Raw genomic sequence first — 21,301 nt, forward strand, 5'->3', positions numbered from 1 at the left:
CGGATGGGACGGAGAGTAGGGTCCAGGCATGTCTCGCAGCATTCGCCTCGCAGTGATCCCCGGTGACGGTATCGGCCAGGAAGTCGTGGCCCAGGGCCTCAAGGTCCTGACCGCGGTCCTCCCGCAGGACGTCAAGCTGGAAACCAAGGAGTACGACCTTGGTGCCAAGCGATGGCACGCGACCGGCGACACCCTCCCCGACGAGGAACTGGACGCGCTCAAGCAGCACGACGCGATCCTCCTCGGCGCGATCGGCGACCCGTCCGTACCCTCCGGCGTGCTGGAGCGCGGACTGCTGCTCAAGCTCCGCTTCGCCTTCGACCACTTCGTGAACCTGCGTCCGTCGAAGCTCTTCCCCAACACCGCGACGCCGCTGGCCGGCCGCCCCGACATCGACTTCGTCGTGGTCCGCGAGGGCACCGAAGGCCCGTACACCGGCAACGGCGGCAGCCTGCGCACCGGCACCCCGGCCGAGGTCGCCACCGAGGTCAGCCTCAACACCGCCTACGGCGTCGAGCGGGTGGTGCGGGACGCGTACGAGCGGGCCGACTCCCGTCCCCGCAAGAAGCTGACGCTGGTCCACAAGAACAACGTCCTGGTCTACGCAGGGCACATGTGGAAGAACATCTTCGACAAGGTCGGCCAGGAGTACCCCGAGGTCACCACCGACTACCTGCACGTCGACGCCGCGACGATCTTCTTCGTCACGCAGCCCGAGCGGTTCGACGTCATCGTCACCGACAACCTCTTCGGCGACATCCTCACCGACCTCGCCGCGGCCGTCACCGGCGGCATCGGCCTCGCCGCCTCCGGGAACATCAACCCGACCGGCGAGTTCCCCTCGATGTTCGAGCCGGTGCACGGCTCCGCGCCGGACATCGCGGGCACCGGCAAGGCCGACCCGACGGCGACGATCCTCTCCGTCTCCCTGCTGCTGCGCCACCTCGGCTTCGACGCGCAGGCCGCCCGCATCGAGGAGGCCGTCGCCGCCGACCTGGAGGCCCGCGACGGGGACGCGCGCAGCACCGACGAGATCGGTGACGCGCTCGCCGCACGCGTAGCGGGCTGACCCCCGCGCCGTATCTGACCAGCAGTACGCACAGCGCCGGGCCGCCGAGGCCCGGCGCTGCGTGTGTTTGGGCACACATGTACCCCTTCCGGTTTCGGTGGGACCATCGGAACCGGACCGCACGCACGATTCCGTCCGCGGATACTCGCGAGCGATAATCGGACGTGGGCCGCCGCCCACGGAGAACCCTGGATGTCCCGGTGACGCGGGGCGGCCCCGGGTTCCCGTATGCGCGCGGCGCATCAACCGCACCGGTGCCGCAACTCCGGGGCACCCCTCGGGCCGTCGGCCTCCTCATGGAGGGCCGGACGGTGGCCCGCGGTATCGGAACACGCAGTGAAGGACATGCATTCATGACGACGCCCACGATCGAGCTCAAGCCCTCATCGAACCCGCTGTCCGACACCGAGCGGGAACAGCTCCTGAAGGCCCCCGGGTTCGGCCGGCACTTCACCGACCACATGGTGACGATCAAGTGGACGGAGGGCCGCGGCTGGCACGACGCCCAGCTGGTGCCGTACGCGCCGCTCTCCATCGACCCGGCGAACATGACCCTGCACTACGCGCAGACGATCTTCGAGGGTCTCAAGGCGTACCGCCAGCCCGACGGTTCCGTCGCCACCTTCAGGCCGGACGCCAACGCCCGCCGTTTCCAGGACTCCGCACGCCGCCTGGGCATGCCCGAGCTGCCCGTCGACACCTTCGTCGCGGCCTGCGACGCGCTGGTCACCCAGGACAAGGCGTGGGTGCCGGCCAGCGGCGAGGAGTCCCTCTACCTGCGGCCCTTCATGATCGCCACCGAGGTGGGCCTGGGCGTCAAGCCGGCCAACGAATACCTCTTCCTCGTCATCGCCTCGCCGGCCGGCGCGTACTTCTCCGGTGGCGTCAAGCCGGTCTCGGTGTGGCTCTCCGAGGAGTACGTCCGCGCCGTCCCGGGCGGCACCGGCGCCGCCAAGACCGGCGGCAACTACGCCGCGTCCCTGGTCGCCCAGGCGCAGGCCGCCGAGCAGGGCTGTGACCAGGTGGTCTGGCTGGACGCGCTGGAGCGCCGCTGGATCGAGGAGATGGGCGGGATGAACCTGTACTTCGTGTACGGGAACCGCATCGTCACCCCGGAGCTGACCGGTTCGCTGCTGCCCGGCATCACCCGCGCCTCGCTGCTGACCATCGCCGCCGACCTGGGCTACGAGGTCGCCGAGGGCCGGATCTCGGTCGACGACTGGAAGGCGGCAGCCGCTGACGGCTCGCTGACCGAGGTGTTCGCCTGCGGCACCGCCGCCGTCATCACCCCCGTCGGCTCGGTGAAGTCCGCCCGCGCCTCCTGGGACGTGGCCGACGGTGAGCCCGGCGAGGTCACCATGAAGCTCCGCAGGGCGCTGCTCGACATCCAGACCGGCGCCGCCGCCGACCCGCACGGCTGGATGCACCCCCTCGGCTGAGCCGGGACACCCGACGACAGGACGCGGGGCCGCCACCGACCGACCGGTGGCGGCCCCGCGTCCTGCTGTTCGCCGGTCGTCTCGTGGACGGGATCCGGTGCGCTCGTGCGGGTGGTGGGGAGAGGCGGCAACCGACCGCCCACGAATTAGAGCAACGCTCAATGTGACCTATGGAGTATCTCTGGTCGACACCTTCCCGCATTGCCCTGCGCCCGTTAGAGTGCTGCTCTAAACGAGCTGGAGGTGCGAAGGATGCGGCTGACCCCGACGGAACGCGACCGGCTGCTGCTGTTCGGCGCGGCCGAACTGGCGCGGGCCCGCCGCTCCAGGGGGCTGCGGCTGAACGTGCCCGAGGCGACCGCGCTGATCGCGGACACGGTCTGCGAGGCGGCGCGGGACGGGCGCCGCCTCGCGCAGGCCATCGAGGCCGCGCGCGGCGTGCTCGGCCCCGACGACGTCCTGCCGGGGGTGGCCGATGTGGTCACCGAGGTGCATGTGGAAGCGGTCTTCGACGACGGCTCCCGGCTCGCGGTGGTCACCGACCCGATACCCGGCGGCGGGGCGGGGGAGCGGGCGCCCGGCGCGGTGCTCCCCGGGCCCGCAGGACCCGAACCCGAACCGGCCCTGCGGCTCGCGGTGCGCAACACCGCCACCGTGCCGGTCAGCGTCACCTCGCACTTCCACTTCTTCGAGGCCAACCCGCGGCTGGAGTTCGACCGCGCCGCCGCCTACGGCATGCGGCTGTGCGTACCGGCCGGCTCGTCCGTGCGGTTCGACCCCGGCGGCGCGTCGGATGTCGGCCTGGTGCCCATCGGCGGCGACCGGATCGCGATCGGCTTCGCCGGTCTCGTCGACGGGCCGCTGGATGCGCCGGGCGCCAGGGCCGAAGCGCTGCGGCGGGCCGCCGCCTGCGGCTACCTGGGAGCGGAGGAGCAGGCATGAGCGAGCACTGCGCGCACACCAAGACCGTCAGCGGCGGCGTCGACCCCCACGAGTACGCGTCGGTGCACGGCCCGCGGGCCGGCGACCGCGTCGTGCTCGGCGACTCGGGCCTGGTCGTCCGCGTCGAGTCGGACTCCCAGAAGCCGGGCGACGAGTTCCTGGCCGGTTTCGGCAAGACCGCGCGGGACGGGCTGCACCTCAAGGCCGCAGCCGTCCGCGAGACCTGCGACGTGGTGATCAGCAACGTCCTGGTCATCGACGCGGTACAGGGCATCCGCAAGGTGTCCATCGGCATCCGCGAGGGCCGGATCAGCGCGATCGGGCGGGCCGGCAACCCCGACACCCTCGACGGCGTGGACGTCGTCGTCGGCACCGGCACGTCCATCGTCTCAGGCGAGGGCATGATCGCCACCGCGGGCGCCGTCGACACCCACGTCCACCTGCTCTCGCCGCGGGTGATGGAAGCCTCCCTGGCCTCCGGCGTCACCACGATCATCGGCCAGGAGTTCGGGCCCGTCTGGGGCGTCGGCGTCAACTCACCCTGGGCGCTGGGCCACGCGTTCGGCGCGTTCGACGCCTGGCCGGTCAACATCGGCTTCCTGGGCCGCGGTTCGTCATCCGGCGCGGCGCCGCTGGTCGAGGCGCTGGCCGAGGGCGGCGCCTGCGGCTTCAAGGTGCACGAGGACATGGGCGCGCACACCCGCGCGCTGGACACCGCCCTGCGGGTCGCCGAGGAACACGACGTGCAGGTGGCGCTGCACAGCGACGGCCTCAACGAATGCCTCTCCGTCGAGGACACCCTCGCGGTGCTCGAAGGCCGCACCATCCACGCCTTCCACATCGAGGGCTGCGGCGGCGGGCACGTCCCCAACGTCCTGAAGATGGCCGGCGTCCCCAACGTCATCGGTTCCTCCACCAACCCCACCCTCCCCTTCGGCAGGGACGCCGTCGCCGAGCACTACGGCATGATCGTCTCGGTCCACGACCTCAAGACCGACCTGCCGGGCGACGCCGCCATGGCCCGCGACCGCATCCGCGCCGGCACGATGGGCGCCGAGGACGTGCTGCACGACCTCGGCGCGATCGGCATCACCTCGTCCGACGCCCAGGGCATGGGCCGGGCCGGGGAGACCGTACGCCGCACCTTCGCGATGGCCGGGAAGATGAAGGCCGAGCTGGGGCCGATGGCAGGGGACGGCGCGCACGACGACAACGCCCGGGTGCTGCGCTACGTCGCCAAGCTGACCGTCAACCCCGCCATCGCCCACGGCCTTTCGCACGAGATCGGATCGATCGAGGTCGGCAAGATGGCCGACATCGTGCTGTGGCTGCCGCAGTTCTTCGGCGCCAAGCCGCAGCTCGTCCTGAAGTCCGGCTTTCCCGCGTACGGCGTCACCGGCGACCCCAACGCCGCCACCGACACCTGCGAACCCCTGGTGCTCGGCCCGCAGTTCGGCGCGCACGGCGCCACCCCCGCGGAGATCTCCGTCGCGTTCGTCTCCCGCGCCGCCGCCGAAGGGGGCGGTGACGGCCTGCCCACCCGCCGCCGCCGGGTCGCGGTCCGCGGCACCCGCGGCATCGGCCCCGGCGACCTCGTCCACAACTCCCGGGTCGGCGACGTCCAGGTGGACGCCCGCAGCGGTCTGGTCACCCTCGACGGCGACCCGATGCGCTCGGCGCCCGCCGACAGCGTGTCGCTCTCCCGCCTGTACTTCCTGTAACCCGCAGGACCCGCGCCCCACCCCCGTCACCGTGAACCCGTGAGGACCCCCGCATGAACACCCCCGCCGCCGACGGCTTCCGCATGCCCCCGGAGTGGGCCAGGCACGAGCGCACCTGGATGGCCTGGCCGGGCGCCAACTTCACGTTCGGCGACGAGGGCGCCGGGGCGCTCGCCGACGCCCGCCGGGCGTGGGCCGCGGTCGCCCGCGCCGTACGCCGCTTCGAGCCGGTCACCGTCGTCGCGGGCCCCGGCCGGGCCGCGCACGCCCGCACGCTGCTCGGCCCGGACATCGAGGTCGTCGAACAGCCCCTGGACGACGCCTGGATGCGCGACATCGGCCCCACCTTCCTCACCGACGGCAACGGCAGGCTCGCCGCCACCGACTGGGTCTTCAACGGCTGGGGCGCCCAGGACTGGGCCCGCTGGGAGCACGACGCGGAGATCGGTTCGTACGTCGCGGGCCTGGCCGGCGCCCGCACGTACCGCTCACCGCTGGTCAACGAGGGCGGCGGCCTGCACGTCGACGGCGAGGGCACCGTGCTGCTCACCGAGACCGTGCAGCTCGACCCGGGCCGCAACCCCGGCCACGACAAGGCGGCGGTCGAGGCCGGGATCCACGCGCACCTGGGCACCACCAAGGCGATCTGGCTGCCGCGCGGACTCGCCGCCGACTACGGGCGGTTCGGCACCCGCGGCCACGTCGACATCGTCGCCGCCTTCGCCCGCCCCGGCACCGTCCTCGTGCACACCCAGCCCGACCCCCGCCACCCCGACCACGCCATCTGCCAGGACATCGCCGCCCTGCTGCGGGAGGCGACGGACGCCCGTGGCCGCCGCCTGGAGGTCGTCGAGGTGCCCGCGCCCACCGGCATCGAGGAGGACGGCGCCTTCGTCGACCACTCGTACATCAACCACTACCTCTGCAACGACGGCGTGGTCCTCTGCGCCTTCGACGACCCGCGCGACGAGCAGGCCGCCGCGATCTTCCGCGGGCTCTTCCCCGACCGCACCGTGACCCTGGTCGACGCCCGTACGATCTTTGCGTCGGGTGGCGGCATCCACTGCATCACCCAGCAACAGCCCGAGGTCTGAGAGCCAGGCCCGCACCACCAGCCGACCCCGGAGGCCCCCGTGCCCTCTCCCGCGCGCCGCCCGAGGCGGCGGCTCAGCCAGCCCCGCGAACAGGTGCTCGCCGCCGCGATGGCCACCATCGCGGCGGAAGGGCTCGACGGGCTGACGATGGCGGGCCTGGGCCGGGAGGTCGGCATGAGCAGCGGCCACATCCTGTACTACTTCGGCACCAAGGACGAGCTGCTGCTCCAGACCCTCCAGTGGAGCGAGGAGCAGCTCGGGGCGGAGCGCAGGGCCGCACTCTCCCGCCGCGTCCCGCCCCGCGAGCGGCTGGACGCGCTGATCGACCTCTACCTCCCCGACGGTCACCTCGACCCGCGCTGGACCCTGTGGCTCGAGGTCTGGAACCGCTCCAGGAACGCCGACGACGCGGCACGCCAGCGCCAGCTCGACCTCGAACTCGCCTGGCACCGCGACCTGGCCGCCCTCGTCGTCGAAGGCATCTCGCAGGGCGCGTTCAGGCCCGTCGACGCCGAACGCTTCGCCACCCGCACCCGCGCCCTCCTCGACGGCTTCGGCACCCACCTCGTGGTCGGCCTGCCCGGCACCGACCGGGAGCAAGTGCAGGCCCACGTAAGGGACTTCCTGGACGAATCGCTGGCCCTGCCGACGGGCTGACCACCGGCGACGGCCGCGGCCCGTGACCTCAAAGCACACAAGTACGCGTGATCGTTGCGGTGGCGGCTCTTGCCGAAGGCCCCCGCGTCCGCGACCGTGAGCGGCTATGGGACGAGAGCAATGGAAGAAGATCTGGGTCGGCTCGGCCGGCAACATGGTCGAGTGGTTCGACTGGTTCGTCTACGCCAGCTTCGCGGTGTACTTCGCGGACGCGTTCTTCCCGAAGGGAAATGACACCGCCAACCTCATGAACACCATGGGGATCTTCGCCGTCGGCTTCTTCCTGCGCCCGGTCGGCGGCTGGGTGCTGGGCCGGGTCGGCGACCGCAAGGGCCGCAAGGCGGCGCTCACGCTGACCGTCACCCTGATGTCCGCATCCGCGATCCTGATCGCCATCGCCCCCACGTACGGCACCGCGGGCTACGGCGGCGTCGCGGTCCTGCTCATCGCCAGGATGCTCCAGGGCCTGTCGGTGGGCGGCGAGTACGCGGCCAGCGCCACCTACCTCACCGAGGCGTCCGCGCCCGGCCGCCGCGGCTTCGCCTCCAGCTTCCAGTACGTGTCGATGACCGCGGGCCAACTGCTCGGCCTCGGCCTCCAGATCGTGCTCCAGCGCACCCTGTCCGACGACGCGCTGCACAGCTGGGCCTGGCGCATCCCCTTCATCATCGGAGCGCTGGGCGCCGCCATCGTCTTCTACCTGCGCCGCACCATGCTGGAGACCGAGGTCTACGCCGCGGACGACCAGACGGCGGCCGACCCCGACCGCGGCACCCTCAAGGCGCTGCTGGCCCACAAGCGCGAGGCGTTCCTCGTCATCGCGCTCACCATGGGCGGCACCGTCGCGTACTACACGTACACGACCTACCTCACCAAGTACCTGTCCAACAGCGCCGGGATGGACAAGTCGACCGCCTCGCTGGTCAGCTTCTGCGCGCTGTTCGTCTTCATGTGCCTCCAGCCGCTGGCGGGCAAGCTGTCCGACCGGATCGGCCGGCGTCCGCTGCTGATCACCTTCGCCGTCGGCTCGACCTTCCTGACCGTGCCGATCATGACTCTGCTGCGGCACGCCGGGACGTTCTGGCCGGCCCTCGGCCTGTCCCTGCTGGCGCTGGTCGTCGTCACCGGCTACACCTCGATCAACGCCTGCGTGAAGGCCGAACTGTTCCCCACCGGCATCCGCGCGCTCGGCGTCGCCCTGCCGTACGCCATCGCCAACGCCCTCTTCGGCGGCACCGCGGAATACGTCGCGCTGTGGTTCAAGAAGGGCGGCATCGAGTCCGGCTACTACTGGTACGTCGCCGGCTGCGCCGCCGTCTCGCTGGTCGTCTACCTCAGCATGCGCGAGACCCGCACCATCGACCTGCACCGGGTCGGCAAGGACGGCGACGGCAAGGAAGGGGCCGGCGCACCGGGCGGCACGGAGACGGGCGCGGTGGCGGCCGGCTGACCTTCTCCCTCACGCCCCGGGCCGGCGCCCCCGCAGCCGGCCCGGGGCACCGCCCGCCCGCATCGTGAGACCGGCTACCCCGCGCAGCCCCGGCCGTGCCAGACTGCGGCCGTGCTCTCGTTGGCCATGATTATTGGCAGCAGGCGCGCCGGTCCGCAGTGACCGCTCGTACGAACCGAGTACGACGCGGCCACCGTCGTCCCAGACCCGCGCGCAGACCTCTCGCACCCGCGAGAGGTTTTTTCGTTTCCGGCCCACCTGCCGCCGGAAGGGGAGCGCGAGGGAACATGGAGGGACGGTGGAGCCGGTCATTCCGGTAGACCGAGATCCCGACAGGAGTTCAGACCAGCATGACGGACGCACCCGAACCCGAATCGTCCCAGGACACCGAGGCCAACGGCCTGCCGTCCGACGACTTCCATGTGTTCGACACGACGCTGCGCGACGGTGCCCAGCGCGAGGGCATCAACCTGACCGTCGCCGACAAGCTCACCATCGCCCGGCACCTGGACGACTTCGGCGTCGGCTTCATCGAGGGCGGCTGGCCCGGCGCCAACCCCCGCGACACCGAGTTCTTCCAGCGCGCCCGCACGGAGATCGACTTCCGGCACGCGCAGCTCGTCGCCTTCGGCGCCACCCGCAAGGCCGGTGTGCGGGTCGAGGACGACGCGCAGGTCGCCGCCCTCCTGGAGTCGCAGGCACCGGTCATCACGCTGGTCGCCAAGTCCCATGTGCGGCACGTGGAGTTGGCGCTGCGCACCACGCCGGACGAGAACCTCGCGATGATCGCGGACACCGTCGCCCATCTCCGTGCCCAGGGCCGCCGGGTCTTCCTCGACTGCGAGCACTTCTTCGACGGCTACGCGCTGGACCCGGCCTACGCCAAGCAGGTCGTGCGCACCGCGAGCGAGGCGGGCGCCGACGTCGTCGTGCTCTGCGACACCAACGGCGGCATGCTGCCCGCCCAGGTCGCCGCGGTGGTGCGGACCGTCCTCGCGGACACCGGTGCGCGCCTCGGCATCCACGCCCAGGACGACACCGGCTGCGCGGTCGCCAACACCCTGGCCGCGGTCGACGCGGGCGCCACCCACGTGCAGTGCACCGCCAACGGCTACGGCGAGCGGGTCGGCAACTCCAACCTCTTCCCGGTCGTCGCCGCCCTGGAGCTGAAGTACGGCCGCGCCGTCCTGCCGCCCGGCAAGCTCGCCGAGACCACCCGGATCTCGCACGCCATCGCCGAGGTCGTCAACCTCACGCCCTCCACCCACCAGCCCTACGTCGGCGTCTCCGCCTTCGCGCACAAGGCCGGTCTGCACGCCTCGGCGATCAAGGTCGACCCGGACCTCTACCAGCACATCGACCCGGCGCTGGTCGGCAACACCATGCGGATGCTGGTCTCCGACATGGCGGGCCGCGCCTCGATCGAGCTGAAGGGCAAGGAGCTGGGCATCGACCTGGGCGGCGACCGCGAGCTGGTCGGCCGGGTCGTCGAGCGGGTCAAGGAACGCGAGTCGCAGGGCTACACCTACGAGGCCGCCGACGCCTCCTTCGAGCTGCTGCTCCGTGACGAGCTGGAGCGGGACGGCGCGCTGGGCCGGGCCGCGAAGTTCTTCCGGGTGGAGTCCTGGCGGGCGATCGTCGAGGACCGCCCCGACGGCACCCACGCCAACGAGGCGACCGTGAAGCTGTGGGCCAAGGGCGAGCGGATCGTCGCGACGGCCGAGGGCAACGGCCCGGTCAACGCCCTGGACCGGGCGCTGCGCGTCGGCCTGGAGCGGATCTACCCGCAGCTCGCCAGGATCGAGCTGGTCGACTACAAGGTCCGCATCCTGGAGGGCCGTCAGGGCACCGGATCGATCACCCGCGTCCTGATCTCCACCACCGACGGCAACGGCGAGTGGTCCACCGTCGGCGTCGCGGAGAACGTCATCGCCGCTTCATGGCAGGCACTCGACGACGCCTACGCCTACGGCCTGCTGCGGGCCGGTGTGCAGCCGCAGGAGTAACGACCCACACGGCACGACCGCGGCCCCGCGCCACGGCCCCCGGGGGAGGGGCCGGCGCGGGGCCGCGGTGTCCGGTGCCGCGACCGGTCAGCCCTGGGGGGCCGCCTTGACCGCGGAGATGTCGAAGGTGAGCTTGACCTTGTCGCTGACCATCACGCCGCCGGTCTCCAGCGCGGCGTTCCAGGTCAGGCCCCAGTCGGAGCGCAGGATCTCGGCGCGGCCCTCGAAGCCGACCCGCTCGGCGCCGTAGACGTCGGTGGCCGCGCCGTGGAACTCCAGGTCGATGGTGAGCGGCCTGGTGACGTCCTTGATGGTCAGGTCGCCGGTGATCCGGAAGCGGTCGCCCGCCACCTGCTCGGCCGCCGTGGAGCGGAAGGTCATCAGCGGGAAGGTCTCGGAGTCGAAGAAGTCGGCGCCGCGCAGGTGTGCGTAGCGGTCGGCGATGCCGGTGTCCACGCCGGCGGTCCTGACGTCCAGGGACGCGGTGGAGCGGGACGGGTCGCTGCCGTCGAGGCGGAGCGTGCCCTCGTGCTCGCCGAAGGAGCCGCGGACGTTGGTGACCATGGCGTGCCGGACCGTGAAGCCGATGCTGCTGTGCGCGGGGTCGACGGTGTAGTCGCCGGTCAGCGCGGCGAGCGCGGGGTCCGCCTCGACGAGGGCTGCGGTGCCTGCGGCGGCGGGGGCTTCGGGGCGCTTGCGGTGGAACAGAGCCATGGCTCCTCCTCAAAGACAGTTTGTTTAACCTTCAACGAGATTCACCTGAGCGCCATGTAGTTCAACATTCAACCTCTCTGGTCGATGCCACTCCCCGCGCGCCCGTTGTCCCCACCCCACATGCCGTGCTAAACCGTCACAACACTCTCAAGTGCTCAGCGCCACAGGACAGTTGACGCCATCGAGAGGACCGGCCGTGCCCCAGCCGCCCACCTGGTCCCGCAGGGGATTCCTCGCCGTCACCACCGGCGGCACGCTGCGCCTCACCGGCGGCGCCCCGTCCCGTACCCCGGCATCCACCGGACCCGCCGACCCCTTCGCCGCCCTGCGCGCCCGGTGGACCGGCCTCATCCTCGGCACCGGCTTCGATCCCGCCGCCGAGCCGTACGCCACGGCCCTGAAGGAGACCGGCACCCGCGCCGCCGGATTCCGCGCCACGATGCGGCCCACCGCCACCACGCTCTGGCCCGGCCTGCCCTTCGACCCGTCGAGCGGCATCACCACGAGCTACGACCGCCTGCACACCATGGCCCAGGCGTACGCCCAGCCCGGCACGGGACTCACCGGCGACGCCGGTCTCGCCGCCGCCGTCGTCACCGGACTCGACCACATCGACGCCACCGTCTACCACCCCGCCACCACCCCCTACGGCAACTGGTGGGACTGGCAGATCGGCAGCCCGAAGCTCCTCCTGGACACCGTCGCCGTCCTCGACGACCACCCGGCGGGCAGCCCGCTCACCGACCGGCGCCGCGCCCGCTACCTCGCCGCCGTCCACCACTTCGTCCCGGACTCCGCGCTCGGCGACTACACCGGCACCAGCACCGGCGCCAACCGCGTCGACCTGTGCCGCGTCGTCGCACTCCGCGGCATCATCGGCCGCGACCCCGACCGGCTCGCCCTCGCCCGCGACGCGCTCTCGCCGGTCTTCCCCCACGTCACCAAGGGCGACGGCCTCTACGCCGACGGCTCCTTCATCCAGCACAGCTGGGTCGCCTACTCCGGCACCTACGGCTACGTCCTGCTGGACGGCATCGGCCGCCTGTTCACGCTGCTCGACGGGTCACCCTGGGCGGTCACCGACCCGGCAGGGCAACTCGTCATCGACAGCGTCGAGCACGCGTACGCGCCGCTGCTGTACAACGGCCTGATGATGGACATGGTCAACGGCCGGGCCATCAGCCGCGGCGCCCCGCGCGGCGACGCACACGGGACACCGCGCAGCGACCACTACCACGGGCACGCCCTCATCGCTGCGATCGCGCTGCTCGGACGGGCCGCGAGCCGCGCCGAGCGCACCCGCTGGCACGCCATGATCAAGGGCTGGGCCGAGCGGGACCACACCCTGCCGGTCCGCGGCGACCCGCAGTACCCCGTAGCCGACCTCGCCCGCGTCGCCGCCGCCCTCGACGACCCGGCCCCCGCCGCCCCCGAACCCGTCGGCCACCGCCTCTTCCCCGCCATGGACCGCGCCGTCCACCGCCGCCCCGGCTGGGCCGCCGGCCTGGCCATGGCGTCCGACCGCATCACGTACTACGAGAACGGCAACGGAGAGAACCGCCGCGGCTGGCACACCGGCGCCGGAATGCTCTCCTGGTGGGGCGCGGACTTCGGCGGCGGCCAGTACACCGACGCGTACTGGCCCACCGTCGACCCCTACCGGCTGCCCGGCACCACCGTCTCCACCAAGCGCCTCGCCGACGACGAGGGCGGCGGCTGGGGCGAGCCGAAACCGGACGTGCGCTGGGTCGGCGGCACCACCGACGGCACCTACGCGGCCGTCGGACAGCACCTGCGCGGCCTCGCCTCCACCCTCACCGCCAGGAAATCCTGGTTCTTCCTCGCCGACACCGTCGTCTGCCTCGGCGCCGGCATCACCGCACAGGACGGCGTCCCGGCCGAGACCGTCGTCGACAACCGCGCACTGGGCGCCGACCCCCAGGCCACCCTCACCGTCGACGGCCGCGTGCAGCCGCCCCGCACCGGCCGCACCGTCACCTTCCCCGCCGCCCGCTGGGCCCACCTCGCCGGCCACGGCGGCTACGTCTTCCCCGACGGCGCCCCGCTGCACACCCTCCGCGAGGACCGCACCGGTTCCTGGCACGACATCAACACCGGCTCGTCCACCGCCCCCCTCACCCGCCGCTACCTCACCCTCTGGCACGACCACGGCACCGACCCCGCCGACGCGAGCTACGCGTACCTCCTCATGCCCGGCGCCACCCCGCACGCCACCGCAGCCCGCGCCGCCGACCGCCACTGGCTCACCGTCCTCGCCAACTCACGGGCCCAGCAGGCCATTCACGTCCCCACCCTCGGCCTGACCGCCGCCAACTTCTGGCAGCCGGGCCACGCGGGCCCGCTCACCACCGACGGCCCGGCAAGCATCCTGCTGCGCGGAACCCGCCGCGGCGACGCCCGCTCCGCCCGCCTGTACCTCGCCGCCCCGGACCGTTCCGGCGCACCGCTGGAGATCACCTGGCACCACCCGGTGCGCGCGGTGCCCGCCCACGACCCGGCCGTCGAGGTACTGGCCACCGGCCGCACCCTGCGGCTACGGGTCACCCCCGGCACCGCCTGCGCGACCCACAGCTGCACCGTCACCCTGCCCTGACCGCCCCGGCCACCCGGCGACGGCGCCCGCACAACCCGCGAGACCACCACATCTCCATCCCCGGATTTGTCGGCCCCATACAGACCACACGCCCCCGGCACACCCGATCGGACGAGTGCCCGCCCCCACGTACAGGACGCTTCCCTCCCACTTCTGTGCTGCCTGCCCACCAAATCGCACCCGACGTTGTGAGAAACCGACATCGGTCCCCGGGCCCTCAGCCACGTACCGTCGATACATGACCACTGTCGAAGATGTGCCCGCCGGCGCGACCGACGCCCGCGGGCGCGTCGCCGAGCTGCACGCCATCCGTGAGCAGGTTCGGCGAGGCCCCAGCGAGCGTGCCACCGAAGCTCAGCGTGCGAAGGGCAAGCTGACCGCCCGGGAGCGGATCGAGCTGCTCCTGGACGAGGGTTCGTTCAACGAGGTCGAGCCGCTGCGGCGGCACCGTGCGACCGGCTTCGGGCTGGAGTCCAAGAAGCCGTACACCGACGGTGTCATCACCGGCTGGGGCACCGTCCACGGGCGGACGGTCTTCACCTACGCCCACGACTTCCGCATCTTCGGCGGCGCGCTCGGCGAGGCCCACGCCACCAAGATCCACAAGATCATGGACATGGCCATCCAGGCCGGCGCGCCCCTGGTCTCGCTGAACGACGGCGCCGGCGCCCGCATCCAGGAAGGCGTCTCGGCCCTGGCCGGCTACGGCGGCATCTTCCAGCGCAACACCAAGGCGTCCGGCGTCATCCCGCAGATCTCCGTCATGCTCGGCCCCTGCGCGGGCGGCGCCGCCTACAGCCCCGCGCTGACGGACTTCGTCTTCATGGTCCGCGAGACCTCGCAGATGTTCATCACCGGACCCGACGTCGTCCGCGCCGTCACCGGCGAGGAGATCACCCAGAACGGCCTGGGCGGCGCCGACGTGCACGCCGAGACCTCCGGTGTCGCGCACTTCGCCTACGACGACGAGGTGACCTGCCTCGAAGAGGTCCGCTACCTCCTCTCCCTCCTGCCGTCCAACAACCGCGAGAACCCGCCGTCGGTCGTCTGCGAGGACCCCGTCGACCGCAGCGGCGACGCCCTCCTGGACCTCGTCCCGGCCGACGGCAACCGCCCCTACGACATGCGCAAGGTCATCGAGGAGATCGTCGACGACGGCGAATACCTCGAAGTCCACGAGCGCTGGGCGACCAACATCATCTGCTCGCTGGCCCGCCTGGACGGCCGCGTCGTCGGCATCGTCGCCAACCAGCCGCAGTCGCTGGCCGGCGTCCTGGACATCGAGGCGTCCGAGAAGTCGGCCCGCTTCGTCCAGCTCTGCGACGCCTTCAACATCCCGATCATCACCCTCCTGGACGTCCCCGGCTTCCTGCCCGGCGTCTCCCAGGAGCACGGCGGCATCATCCGGCACGGCGCCAAGCTGCTCTACGCCTACTGCAACGCCACCGTCCCGCGCATCTCCATCGTGCTGCGCAAGGCGTACGGCGGCGCCTACATCGTCATGGACTCGCAGTCCATCGGCGCCGACCTCACCTACGCCTGGCCCACCAACGAGATCGCGGTGATGGGCGCGGAGGGCGCGGCCAACGTCATCTTCCGCAAGCAGATCGCCGAGGCCGACGACTCCGAGGCGATGCGGTTGCGCATGGTCAAGGAATACAAGTCCGAGCTGATGCACCCGTACTACGCGGCCGAGCGCGGCCTGGTCGACGACGTCATCGACCCCGCCGAGACCCGCCACACCCTCATCCGCTCCCTGGACATGCTGCGCACCAAGCACGCGGACCTGCCCGCCCGCAAGCACGGCAACCCGCCGCAGTAGCCACCGCACCCGCACTGCGCCCACCGCGACCACGGAGACACACGAACGTGAACCCTGCCGACACTCTCAGGAACGACCCGATCCGCGTGGAGAAGGGCCAGGCCAGCGAGGAAGAACTCGCCGCCCTGACCGCCGTACTCCTGGCCCGCGCCGCCCACCAGCCGGCCACCACCCCGACCGGCCCCCGCGCCACCGCCGCCCGCTGGCGCCGCCTGGAGCGCCAGTACGGCTTCCACGGCGCCACCAGCTGGCAGCGCTGACCCACACACCCGCACGAAGGCCCCGCACCCCCTGAGGACGCGGGGCCTTCGTCCTTCCCTCCCACCCGCACCCGCCAACGAGGCCCGAAGGGCGAGGCGCAGGGGCCGTCCACCGGCGGTCAGTCGCGTACGAGGCCCGGGTGGGTCGGAGGGGCCGTACCGGGTCGCTCCCCGCAGCGACAGGTGCCAACACCGGCAGGATTCTTGACACGTAGCCGAGGGCACATGCGTCGAGGAGACGACCCGGTGCGGCCCCTCCGACCCACCCCACCCCCACCAACCGCCCGCACACACCGAAGGCCCACCCGCACAAGGCAGATGGACCTCCGTACACACGCCCCCCGGCCGACCAGGACCCGTCAGGCACGCACCGGTTCCGCAGCCACCCCCGGCCCCGGCTCCGCAGCGCCCCCTTCCCCCTCATCGGGAATCTTGAGATACAGCGTCAGCAGCGCAGCAACGACATACAACGCCGCGAAGATGATCACGACACCGGACGGCCCGAGCGGCCCCAGGAAAATGCTGACGATGGCAGGTCCGACAAAGGCCGCCCCACCCGCCCCCAGATTCAGCAGCGCCATCGCCCCGCCCTTGTTCTCGGGGGCGAGCGCCGGGATGAGGGCGGAGATGGACACGAACCCGGCCAGCGTCACGCCGTAGAGCATGCCGACGACGATGGCGACCCAGTAGTGGCTGCCGACCGCCTTCGGCACGAAGTACAGGGTCAACGTCGTGACCGCACAGCCGACGCCGCCGAAGGTCGCGATCGTCTTACGCCAGCCGATCTTGTCGCCGATCACGCCGAAGAGCAGGTTGCAGAAGACGTTGGTGCCGTAGATGACGGCGAGCAGGGTCAGCCAGCGGCCCTCCCCGAAGCCCAACTCCTTGGAGAAGAAGGTGGGGAGAAAGACCAGGAACCCGAACTCCGGCGCGGTGTTGATGATCCGTACGACGCAGCCGACGGCGACCTTCGGGTGCGTCCAGGCGATCGAGAGGCTGGAGAGCAGCGACTGCACGGGCCGGACCTCGGCCGGGGCCAGCCGCGAGTAGCCGGTGCGCTCACGGACGCCCAGCATGCAGAACGCACCGCCGATGGCGATGATGCCGAGCGCGACCCACAGCGTGCCGAAGCGGCCGAACATCGGGTTGGTGACGCCGGCGACGAGCGAGCCCAGGGTGGGCAGACCGCCGGTGAAGGCGACGTAGAACCAGCCGACGGCGGTGCCCATACGGGCCTTCGGCGCGGTGGCGGTGATCCAGACCAGGAAGCCGAAGGCGAACAACGGATAGCCGAAGCCGCGCAGACCGTAGAAGACCAGCATCAGCGTGTAGTTCTGCGGGCCGAGCGCCAGGGTCAGGAAGAGGATGTCGAAGACGACCCAGACGGCCAGGCCGAGTTGCATGACCCGCCGCGGGCCCCACAGGTCGGAGAGCGCGCCGGACAGCCAGGACGCGAGCATCACGGTCACGCCGTACGCGGTGATCACGTACGAGGCGTGCACCTCGGTGCCCGCGCCGTGATCGGCCATGTACGGCGCGATGAAGCCGGACTCGACGCCGTCGCCCACCATGAACAGCAGTACGCCGATGTAGCCGAAGACCAGCGGCTTGGGGATGCCGATCCGGTCGAGGAAGGGTGGTGGGGCCATGTCGCGCCTCCGTGGGGCAGGTGCCGTCGCCAGGGGCCGACGGCGGGTCGGGGAGGGGGTGGTGTCGGGACGGGGGGCTGTGATGCGGTAGGCGGGGGTGCGGTGACGCTCCGGTATCGCGGGCGTGAACAAGGGTGATGCGAGCATCATGAATCCTGAGAACTTCACATGCAAGATGTGATGCCAGGGATTTTTGCGGGCCATTCTCCCAAGCAGTGGTGAGATTTACGCCGCAAGGGGTGACGAATCTGTGATGTGCGTGTTAAATCAAACAGGCACGAAACAAAAGGAGTGTGCCCTGATGACCACCACCCCCGCCGGCCTCGGACACCACCCCGAGACCTTCCGTGAGGACTGGCTGGAAGGACTGGCCGACGCCTACGCGCGCACGGTCCGCCGGGTGCCGGGCGCCTTCGGCGTCGTCGGGCGCCACGCACCCCGCACAGGTAAGGTCGCCGTCGTCATCGGCGGCGGTTCCGGTCATTACCCCGCTTTCGCCGGACTGGTCGGCCCCGGCCTCGCCGACGCCGCGGCCATAGGCGACGTCTTCGCCAGCCCCAGCGCCGAACAGGTCTACCGCACCGCGCGGGCCGCCGACAGCGGCGCCGGTGTGCTGCTCAGCTACGGCAACTACGCGGGCGACGTCATGCACTTCGGCCTCGCCGCCCGCCGTCTCGCGGCCGAGGGCATCGACACCCGCACGGTGCTGGTCACCGACGACGTCGCCAGCGGACCGCCGCCGGTCGACGGCCAGGAGATCGACCCGTCCCGTGACCGCCGCGGGGTGGCGGGCGACTTCTTCGTCTTCAAGGTGGCGGGCGCGGCTGCCGAGCGCGGCGACGACCTCGAAGGCGTCGCACGGGCCGCCGCCCACGCCAACGCCATGACCCGCACCTTCGGCGCCGCCTTCGCCGGCTGCACACTCCCCGGCGCCGCGGAGCCGCTGTTCACCGTCAACGCCGGCACCACCGAACTGGGCATGGGCATCCACGGCGAGCCCGGCCTGCGCACCACCCGCAGCCTGACCGCCGCCGAACTCGCCGACGAACTGGTCGACAACCTCCTCGACGAACTGCCCAGGCCCGTAGGCGGCACCGGCCGCGTCGCCGTCCTGCTCAACGGCCTGGGCCGCACCAAGTACGAGGAGATGTTCGTCGTCTACCGGCAGGTCAACCGGCGCCTGCGGGCCGCCGGACTCCAGCCGCACCGCCCCGAGGTGGGTGAGTTCGTCACCTCCTTCGACATGGCAGGCGTCTCGCTGTCGGTGATGGTCCTCGACGAGGAACTGACCGAGCTGTACGACGCCCCCTGCGACACCCCCGCCTTCCGCAGCCTGCCGGGCACCCACGTGACCGCCGACGACGACCGCACGGACACCGCCGTCGTGGCCGAGGCGCAGGAAACAGCGGCCGGTGACAGCGACCTGCCGGCGACCGCCGCGCTCCAGGCCGCGTTCGACCTCGTCGCCGCCAACGAGGACGAGCTGGGCAGGCTGGACGCGGTGGCGGGCGACGGCGACCACGGCATCGGCATCGTCCGCGGGCTGCGCGCCGCCGTCGCCGCGGCCCGCGCGACCGAGGCGGGAGCGCCGGGCGACCCGCGTGCGGCGGGCGGCGCCCTGATGACCGCGGGCCTCGCCCTCGCCGACGCGTCAGGCGGCGCGTCGGGCGCCCTGTACGGCGCGCTGCTCACCGAGACCGGCGCCGTCCTGTGCAAGGCCGCGGCCAGGCCGGGCGGCGCGTACGCCGAACGGCCTTGTGACACCGCGCTGTTCGCCGACGCCGCGGACGCCGCCCAGCGGGCCGTCGCCCAACTGGGCGGCGCCGAGGTGGGGGAGAAGACCATGCTCGACTCGCTCGACCCGTTCCGCCGCGAGCTGCGGGCACGCGCGGGCGAAGGGCTCGGCAAGGCGTGGCGGGCGGCGGCCGAGGCCGCGACCCGCGCCGCCGCCGACACCGCCGAACTCACCCCGGCCCGGGGCCGCGCGGCCCGGATGGGCGCGCTCGGCTACGGCCACCCCGACGCCGGCGCCGTCTCCCTCGCCCTCATCCTGACCGCGGTCGGCGACACCCTGGGCGACTGACCCGGCGCCTCCCCGCGCACACCGAAGGCCCCCGCACCTGGCAGGTGTGCGGGGGCCTTTCGGTATGGCGCGGACGCGAGGCGCGTCCCGGCCGGGTCAGCGCAGCCGTGCCATCAGGGCGTGCTCGACGAGCGTGATGAGCGCGCTCTTGGCCTCGCTGCGGTGCCGGGCGTCGGTGGTGATGATCGGTGCGTCGGGGCCGATCTGCAGGGCCTCGCGCACCTCGTCCGGCGTGTAGGGCTGGTGTCCGTCGAAGCCGTTGAGGGCGATGACGAACGGCAGGCCGCTGTTCTCGAAGTAGTCGACGGCCGGGAAGCAGTCGGCGAGTCTCCGGGTGTCGACCAGGACGACGGCGCCGATCGCGCCGCGTACGAGGTCGTCCCACATGAACCAGAACCGGTCCTGCCCCGGCGTACCGAAGAGGTACAGGATCAGGTCCTGGTCCAGGGTGATCCGGCCGAAGTCCATCGCCACGGTCGTGGTCGTCTTGTCCGGAGCATGCGTGAGATCGTCGATGCCCGCCGACGCTGACGTCATGACGGCTTCGGTGCGCAGCGGGTTGATCTCTGAGACGGCCCCGACGAACGTGGTCTTGCCCACGCCGAAGCCGCCCGCCACCACGATTTTCGCGGAGGTGGTGGAGCGGGCTGCACCGCTAGAGCTTGCGAAGTCCACTGAGCACCCTTTCGAGCAGTGTCACATCTGGCTGTCCGCCGGCGGTGTCGTCCCCGCCGGGCTGATGGATGGCGACGAGCCCGGCCTCTGCCAGGTCGGCGACGAGGATCCGGGCGACGCCGAGGGGGATGGAGAGAAGCGCGGAGATCTCGGCAACTGACTTGATCTCGCGGCAGAGGTGGCAGATGCGCTGGTGCTCCGGCAGCTGGCCCTGTAGCCGGGAGGGGTCGGCGGTCGTGCTGACCAGCGCCTCGATGGCGAGCTGGTAGCGCGGCCTGGTCCGGCCTCCGGTCATGGCGTACGGGCGCACCAGCGGGTTGTGCGCGCCGCCCACGGGCGACGGCTCGGGTGCCTGCCGCTGCGGCTGCACCGGCTGGATGCGCGGCGCCTGCGGCTGTTCGTACACCGACGGCTCGTACGGCTGGGAGTCGTACGAGCGGTGCTGGGGCTGTTCGGGACGCTGCTGCTGCGGCGGCTGGGGCCGCTGCGGCCGACGGCTCGGCGCGGACGGGAAGTTGAAGCGGTTGTGATGGGTCTCGCCCTGTGGCCCGGACTGCTGTCCGGAACCGTACGGGTATCCGCTAGGGGGCGTAGCCACGTCTCCTCCTCCAACTTGCCTGTCTGACGCCGGTCGCGCCACCGAACCCTAATGGGCGGGCGGCGGGAAACGCACTGCTTGTCTGCTAGTTGAGAAGGCTGCCCTGGAGTTCGGCGCGCAGGTCCGGCGTGAGGACGCTGCCTGCGCGGTCGACGAGCAGGGCCATCTCGTAACCGACGAGGCCGATGTCGCACTCGGGGTGCGCGAGAACGGCCAGCGACGATCCGTCGGAGACGGACATGATGAAGAGGAAGCCGCGCTCCATCTCCACCACGGTCTGGTTGACGCTCCCGCCTTCGAAGATGCGGGAGGCGCCGGAGGTCAGCGAGGTCAGGCCGGAGGCCACCGCCGCCAACTGATCGGCTCTGTCCCGAGGGAAGCCCTCGGACATGGCGAGGAGAAGACCGTCCGCGGAGACCACGACCGTGTGGGAGACACCAGGGGTGTTGTCCACGAAGTTGGTGATCAACCAGTTCAGGTTCTGCGCCGCCTGGCTCATCGGGCTCAC

At 71.7% G+C, this 21,301-nt stretch carries 17 protein-coding genes; 12 read left to right on the forward strand and 5 right to left on the reverse strand.

What is annotated here, in order from left to right:
• The first annotated feature begins 28 nt into the window (after positions 1-28).
• The 8 genes from ACIBK8_RS02640 (at position 29) to cimA (ending at position 10,378) form a co-directional block, all read left to right on the forward strand.
• Complete coding sequence (locus ACIBK8_RS02640) at positions 29-1,069, forward strand: 3-isopropylmalate dehydrogenase (protein ID WP_399039667.1); 1,041 nt, start codon at positions 29-31, stop codon at positions 1,067-1,069.
• A 353-nt stretch (positions 1,070-1,422) separates the two neighbouring features.
• Positions 1,423-2,508, forward strand: coding sequence for a branched-chain amino acid aminotransferase (locus ACIBK8_RS02645; protein WP_399039669.1), 1,086 nt, complete (start codon positions 1,423-1,425; stop codon positions 2,506-2,508).
• A 252-nt stretch (positions 2,509-2,760) separates the two neighbouring features.
• Entirely contained in the window at positions 2,761-3,450 is a 690-nt protein-coding gene (ureA, locus tag ACIBK8_RS02650; protein ID WP_399039671.1) for an urease subunit gamma, read from the forward strand.
• Complete coding sequence (locus tag ACIBK8_RS02655; RefSeq protein WP_399039672.1) at positions 3,447-5,171, forward strand: urease subunit alpha; 1,725 nt, start codon at positions 3,447-3,449, stop codon at positions 5,169-5,171. The genes ureA and ACIBK8_RS02655 overlap by 4 nt, the downstream gene beginning before the upstream one ends.
• Positions 5,172-5,224: 53 nt before the next feature.
• Positions 5,225-6,265 (forward strand): agmatine/peptidylarginine deiminase, encoded by a 1,041-nt coding sequence (locus tag ACIBK8_RS02660; protein WP_399039673.1) that lies wholly within the window; start codon positions 5,225-5,227, stop codon positions 6,263-6,265.
• A 39-nt stretch (positions 6,266-6,304) separates the two neighbouring features.
• On the forward strand, positions 6,305-6,922 hold the full coding sequence (locus tag ACIBK8_RS02665; RefSeq protein WP_399039674.1) for a TetR/AcrR family transcriptional regulator: 618 nt from the start codon (positions 6,305-6,307) through the stop codon (positions 6,920-6,922).
• Between the two features lie 106 nt (positions 6,923-7,028).
• Entirely contained in the window at positions 7,029-8,372 is a 1,344-nt protein-coding gene (locus tag ACIBK8_RS02670) for an MFS transporter (protein WP_399039675.1), read from the forward strand.
• Positions 8,373-8,722: 350 nt separating this feature from the next.
• Positions 8,723-10,378, forward strand: a complete 1,656-nt coding sequence (gene cimA, locus ACIBK8_RS02675; protein ID WP_399039676.1) for a citramalate synthase — start codon at positions 8,723-8,725, stop codon at positions 10,376-10,378.
• Positions 10,379-10,465: 87 nt separating this feature from the next.
• Here cimA and ACIBK8_RS02680 read toward each other — a convergent pair whose 3' ends face one another.
• Complete coding sequence (locus ACIBK8_RS02680) at positions 10,466-11,092, reverse strand: YceI family protein (RefSeq protein ID WP_399039679.1); 627 nt, start codon at positions 11,090-11,092, stop codon at positions 10,466-10,468.
• A 196-nt stretch (positions 11,093-11,288) separates the two neighbouring features.
• Here ACIBK8_RS02680 and ACIBK8_RS02685 point away from each other — a divergent pair, with 196 nt between their 5' ends.
• The 3 genes from ACIBK8_RS02685 (at position 11,289) to ACIBK8_RS02695 (ending at position 15,788) form a co-directional block, all read left to right on the forward strand.
• Positions 11,289-13,706 (forward strand): polysaccharide lyase 8 family protein, encoded by a 2,418-nt coding sequence (locus ACIBK8_RS02685; RefSeq protein ID WP_399039680.1) that lies wholly within the window; start codon positions 11,289-11,291, stop codon positions 13,704-13,706.
• Positions 13,707-13,944: 238 nt separating this feature from the next.
• A complete protein-coding gene (locus tag ACIBK8_RS02690; protein WP_399039682.1) occupies positions 13,945-15,528 on the forward strand; it encodes an acyl-CoA carboxylase subunit beta in 1,584 nt (527 codons plus the stop codon).
• Positions 15,529-15,575: 47 nt separating this feature from the next.
• Positions 15,576-15,788, forward strand: a complete 213-nt coding sequence (locus tag ACIBK8_RS02695) for an acyl-CoA carboxylase epsilon subunit (RefSeq protein ID WP_393687581.1) — start codon at positions 15,576-15,578, stop codon at positions 15,786-15,788.
• Positions 15,789-16,147: 359 nt separating this feature from the next.
• On the opposite strand, the gene ACIBK8_RS02700 is transcribed toward ACIBK8_RS02695, so the two are convergent.
• Positions 16,148-17,437 (reverse strand): MFS transporter, encoded by a 1,290-nt coding sequence (locus ACIBK8_RS02700; RefSeq protein WP_399039683.1) that lies wholly within the window; start codon positions 17,435-17,437, stop codon positions 16,148-16,150.
• Positions 17,438-17,738: 301 nt separating this feature from the next.
• On the opposite strand from ACIBK8_RS02700, the gene ACIBK8_RS02705 reads away from it, so the two are divergent.
• Positions 17,739-19,520 carry a dihydroxyacetone kinase family protein gene (locus ACIBK8_RS02705; protein ID WP_399039684.1) on the forward strand — a complete coding sequence of 594 codons (1,782 nt, stop codon included), beginning with the start codon at positions 17,739-17,741 and terminating at the stop codon, positions 19,518-19,520.
• 96 nt (positions 19,521-19,616) lie between these two features.
• Here the strand turns inward: ACIBK8_RS02705 and ACIBK8_RS02710 are convergent, their stop codons facing one another.
• The 3 genes from ACIBK8_RS02710 to ACIBK8_RS02720 form a co-directional block, all read right to left on the reverse strand.
• On the reverse strand, positions 19,617-20,195 hold the full coding sequence (locus ACIBK8_RS02710; RefSeq protein WP_073447656.1) for an ATP/GTP-binding protein: 579 nt from the start codon (positions 20,193-20,195) through the stop codon (positions 19,617-19,619).
• Positions 20,176-20,793, reverse strand: coding sequence for a DUF742 domain-containing protein (locus ACIBK8_RS02715; RefSeq protein ID WP_399039685.1), 618 nt, complete (start codon positions 20,791-20,793; stop codon positions 20,176-20,178). The genes ACIBK8_RS02710 and ACIBK8_RS02715 overlap by 20 nt, the downstream gene beginning before the upstream one ends.
• An 85-nt stretch (positions 20,794-20,878) precedes the next feature.
• On the reverse strand, positions 20,879-21,292 hold the full coding sequence (locus tag ACIBK8_RS02720; protein WP_030257992.1) for a roadblock/LC7 domain-containing protein: 414 nt from the start codon (positions 21,290-21,292) through the stop codon (positions 20,879-20,881).
• Between the last annotated feature and the right edge of the window lie 9 nt (positions 21,293-21,301).

It is taken from the genome of Streptomyces sp. NPDC050161, assembly GCF_044460025.1.
In the GTDB taxonomy this organism is placed as follows: Bacteria; Actinomycetota; Actinomycetes; order Streptomycetales; family Streptomycetaceae; genus Streptomyces.

Excerpts from the sequence above, each read along its gene's own strand:
- ACIBK8_RS02655 (WP_399039672.1), top strand. The coding sequence starts at position 3,447 with ATGAGCGAGCACTGCGCGCACACCAAGACCGTCAGCGGCGGCGTCGAC.
- ACIBK8_RS02645 (WP_399039669.1), top strand. The coding sequence starts at position 1,423 with ATGACGACGCCCACGATCGAGCTCAAGCCCTCATCGAACCCGCTGTCC.
- ACIBK8_RS02690 (WP_399039682.1), top strand. The coding sequence starts at position 13,945 with ATGACCACTGTCGAAGATGTGCCCGCCGGCGCGACCGACGCCCGCGGG.
- cimA (WP_399039676.1), top strand. The coding sequence starts at position 8,723 with ATGACGGACGCACCCGAACCCGAATCGTCCCAGGACACCGAGGCCAAC.
- ACIBK8_RS02660 (WP_399039673.1), top strand. The coding sequence starts at position 5,225 with ATGAACACCCCCGCCGCCGACGGCTTCCGCATGCCCCCGGAGTGGGCC.
- ACIBK8_RS02720 (WP_030257992.1), bottom strand. The coding sequence starts at position 21,292 with ATGAGCCAGGCGGCGCAGAACCTGAACTGGTTGATCACCAACTTCGTG.
- ACIBK8_RS02700 (WP_399039683.1), bottom strand. The coding sequence starts at position 17,437 with ATGGCCCCACCACCCTTCCTCGACCGGATCGGCATCCCCAAGCCGCTG.
- ureA (WP_399039671.1), top strand. The coding sequence starts at position 2,761 with ATGCGGCTGACCCCGACGGAACGCGACCGGCTGCTGCTGTTCGGCGCG.
- ACIBK8_RS02680 (WP_399039679.1), bottom strand. The coding sequence starts at position 11,092 with ATGGCTCTGTTCCACCGCAAGCGCCCCGAAGCCCCCGCCGCCGCAGGC.
- ACIBK8_RS02640 (WP_399039667.1), top strand. The coding sequence starts at position 29 with ATGTCTCGCAGCATTCGCCTCGCAGTGATCCCCGGTGACGGTATCGGC.
- ACIBK8_RS02670 (WP_399039675.1), top strand. The coding sequence starts at position 7,029 with ATGGGACGAGAGCAATGGAAGAAGATCTGGGTCGGCTCGGCCGGCAAC.
- ACIBK8_RS02705 (WP_399039684.1), top strand. The coding sequence starts at position 17,739 with ATGACCACCACCCCCGCCGGCCTCGGACACCACCCCGAGACCTTCCGT.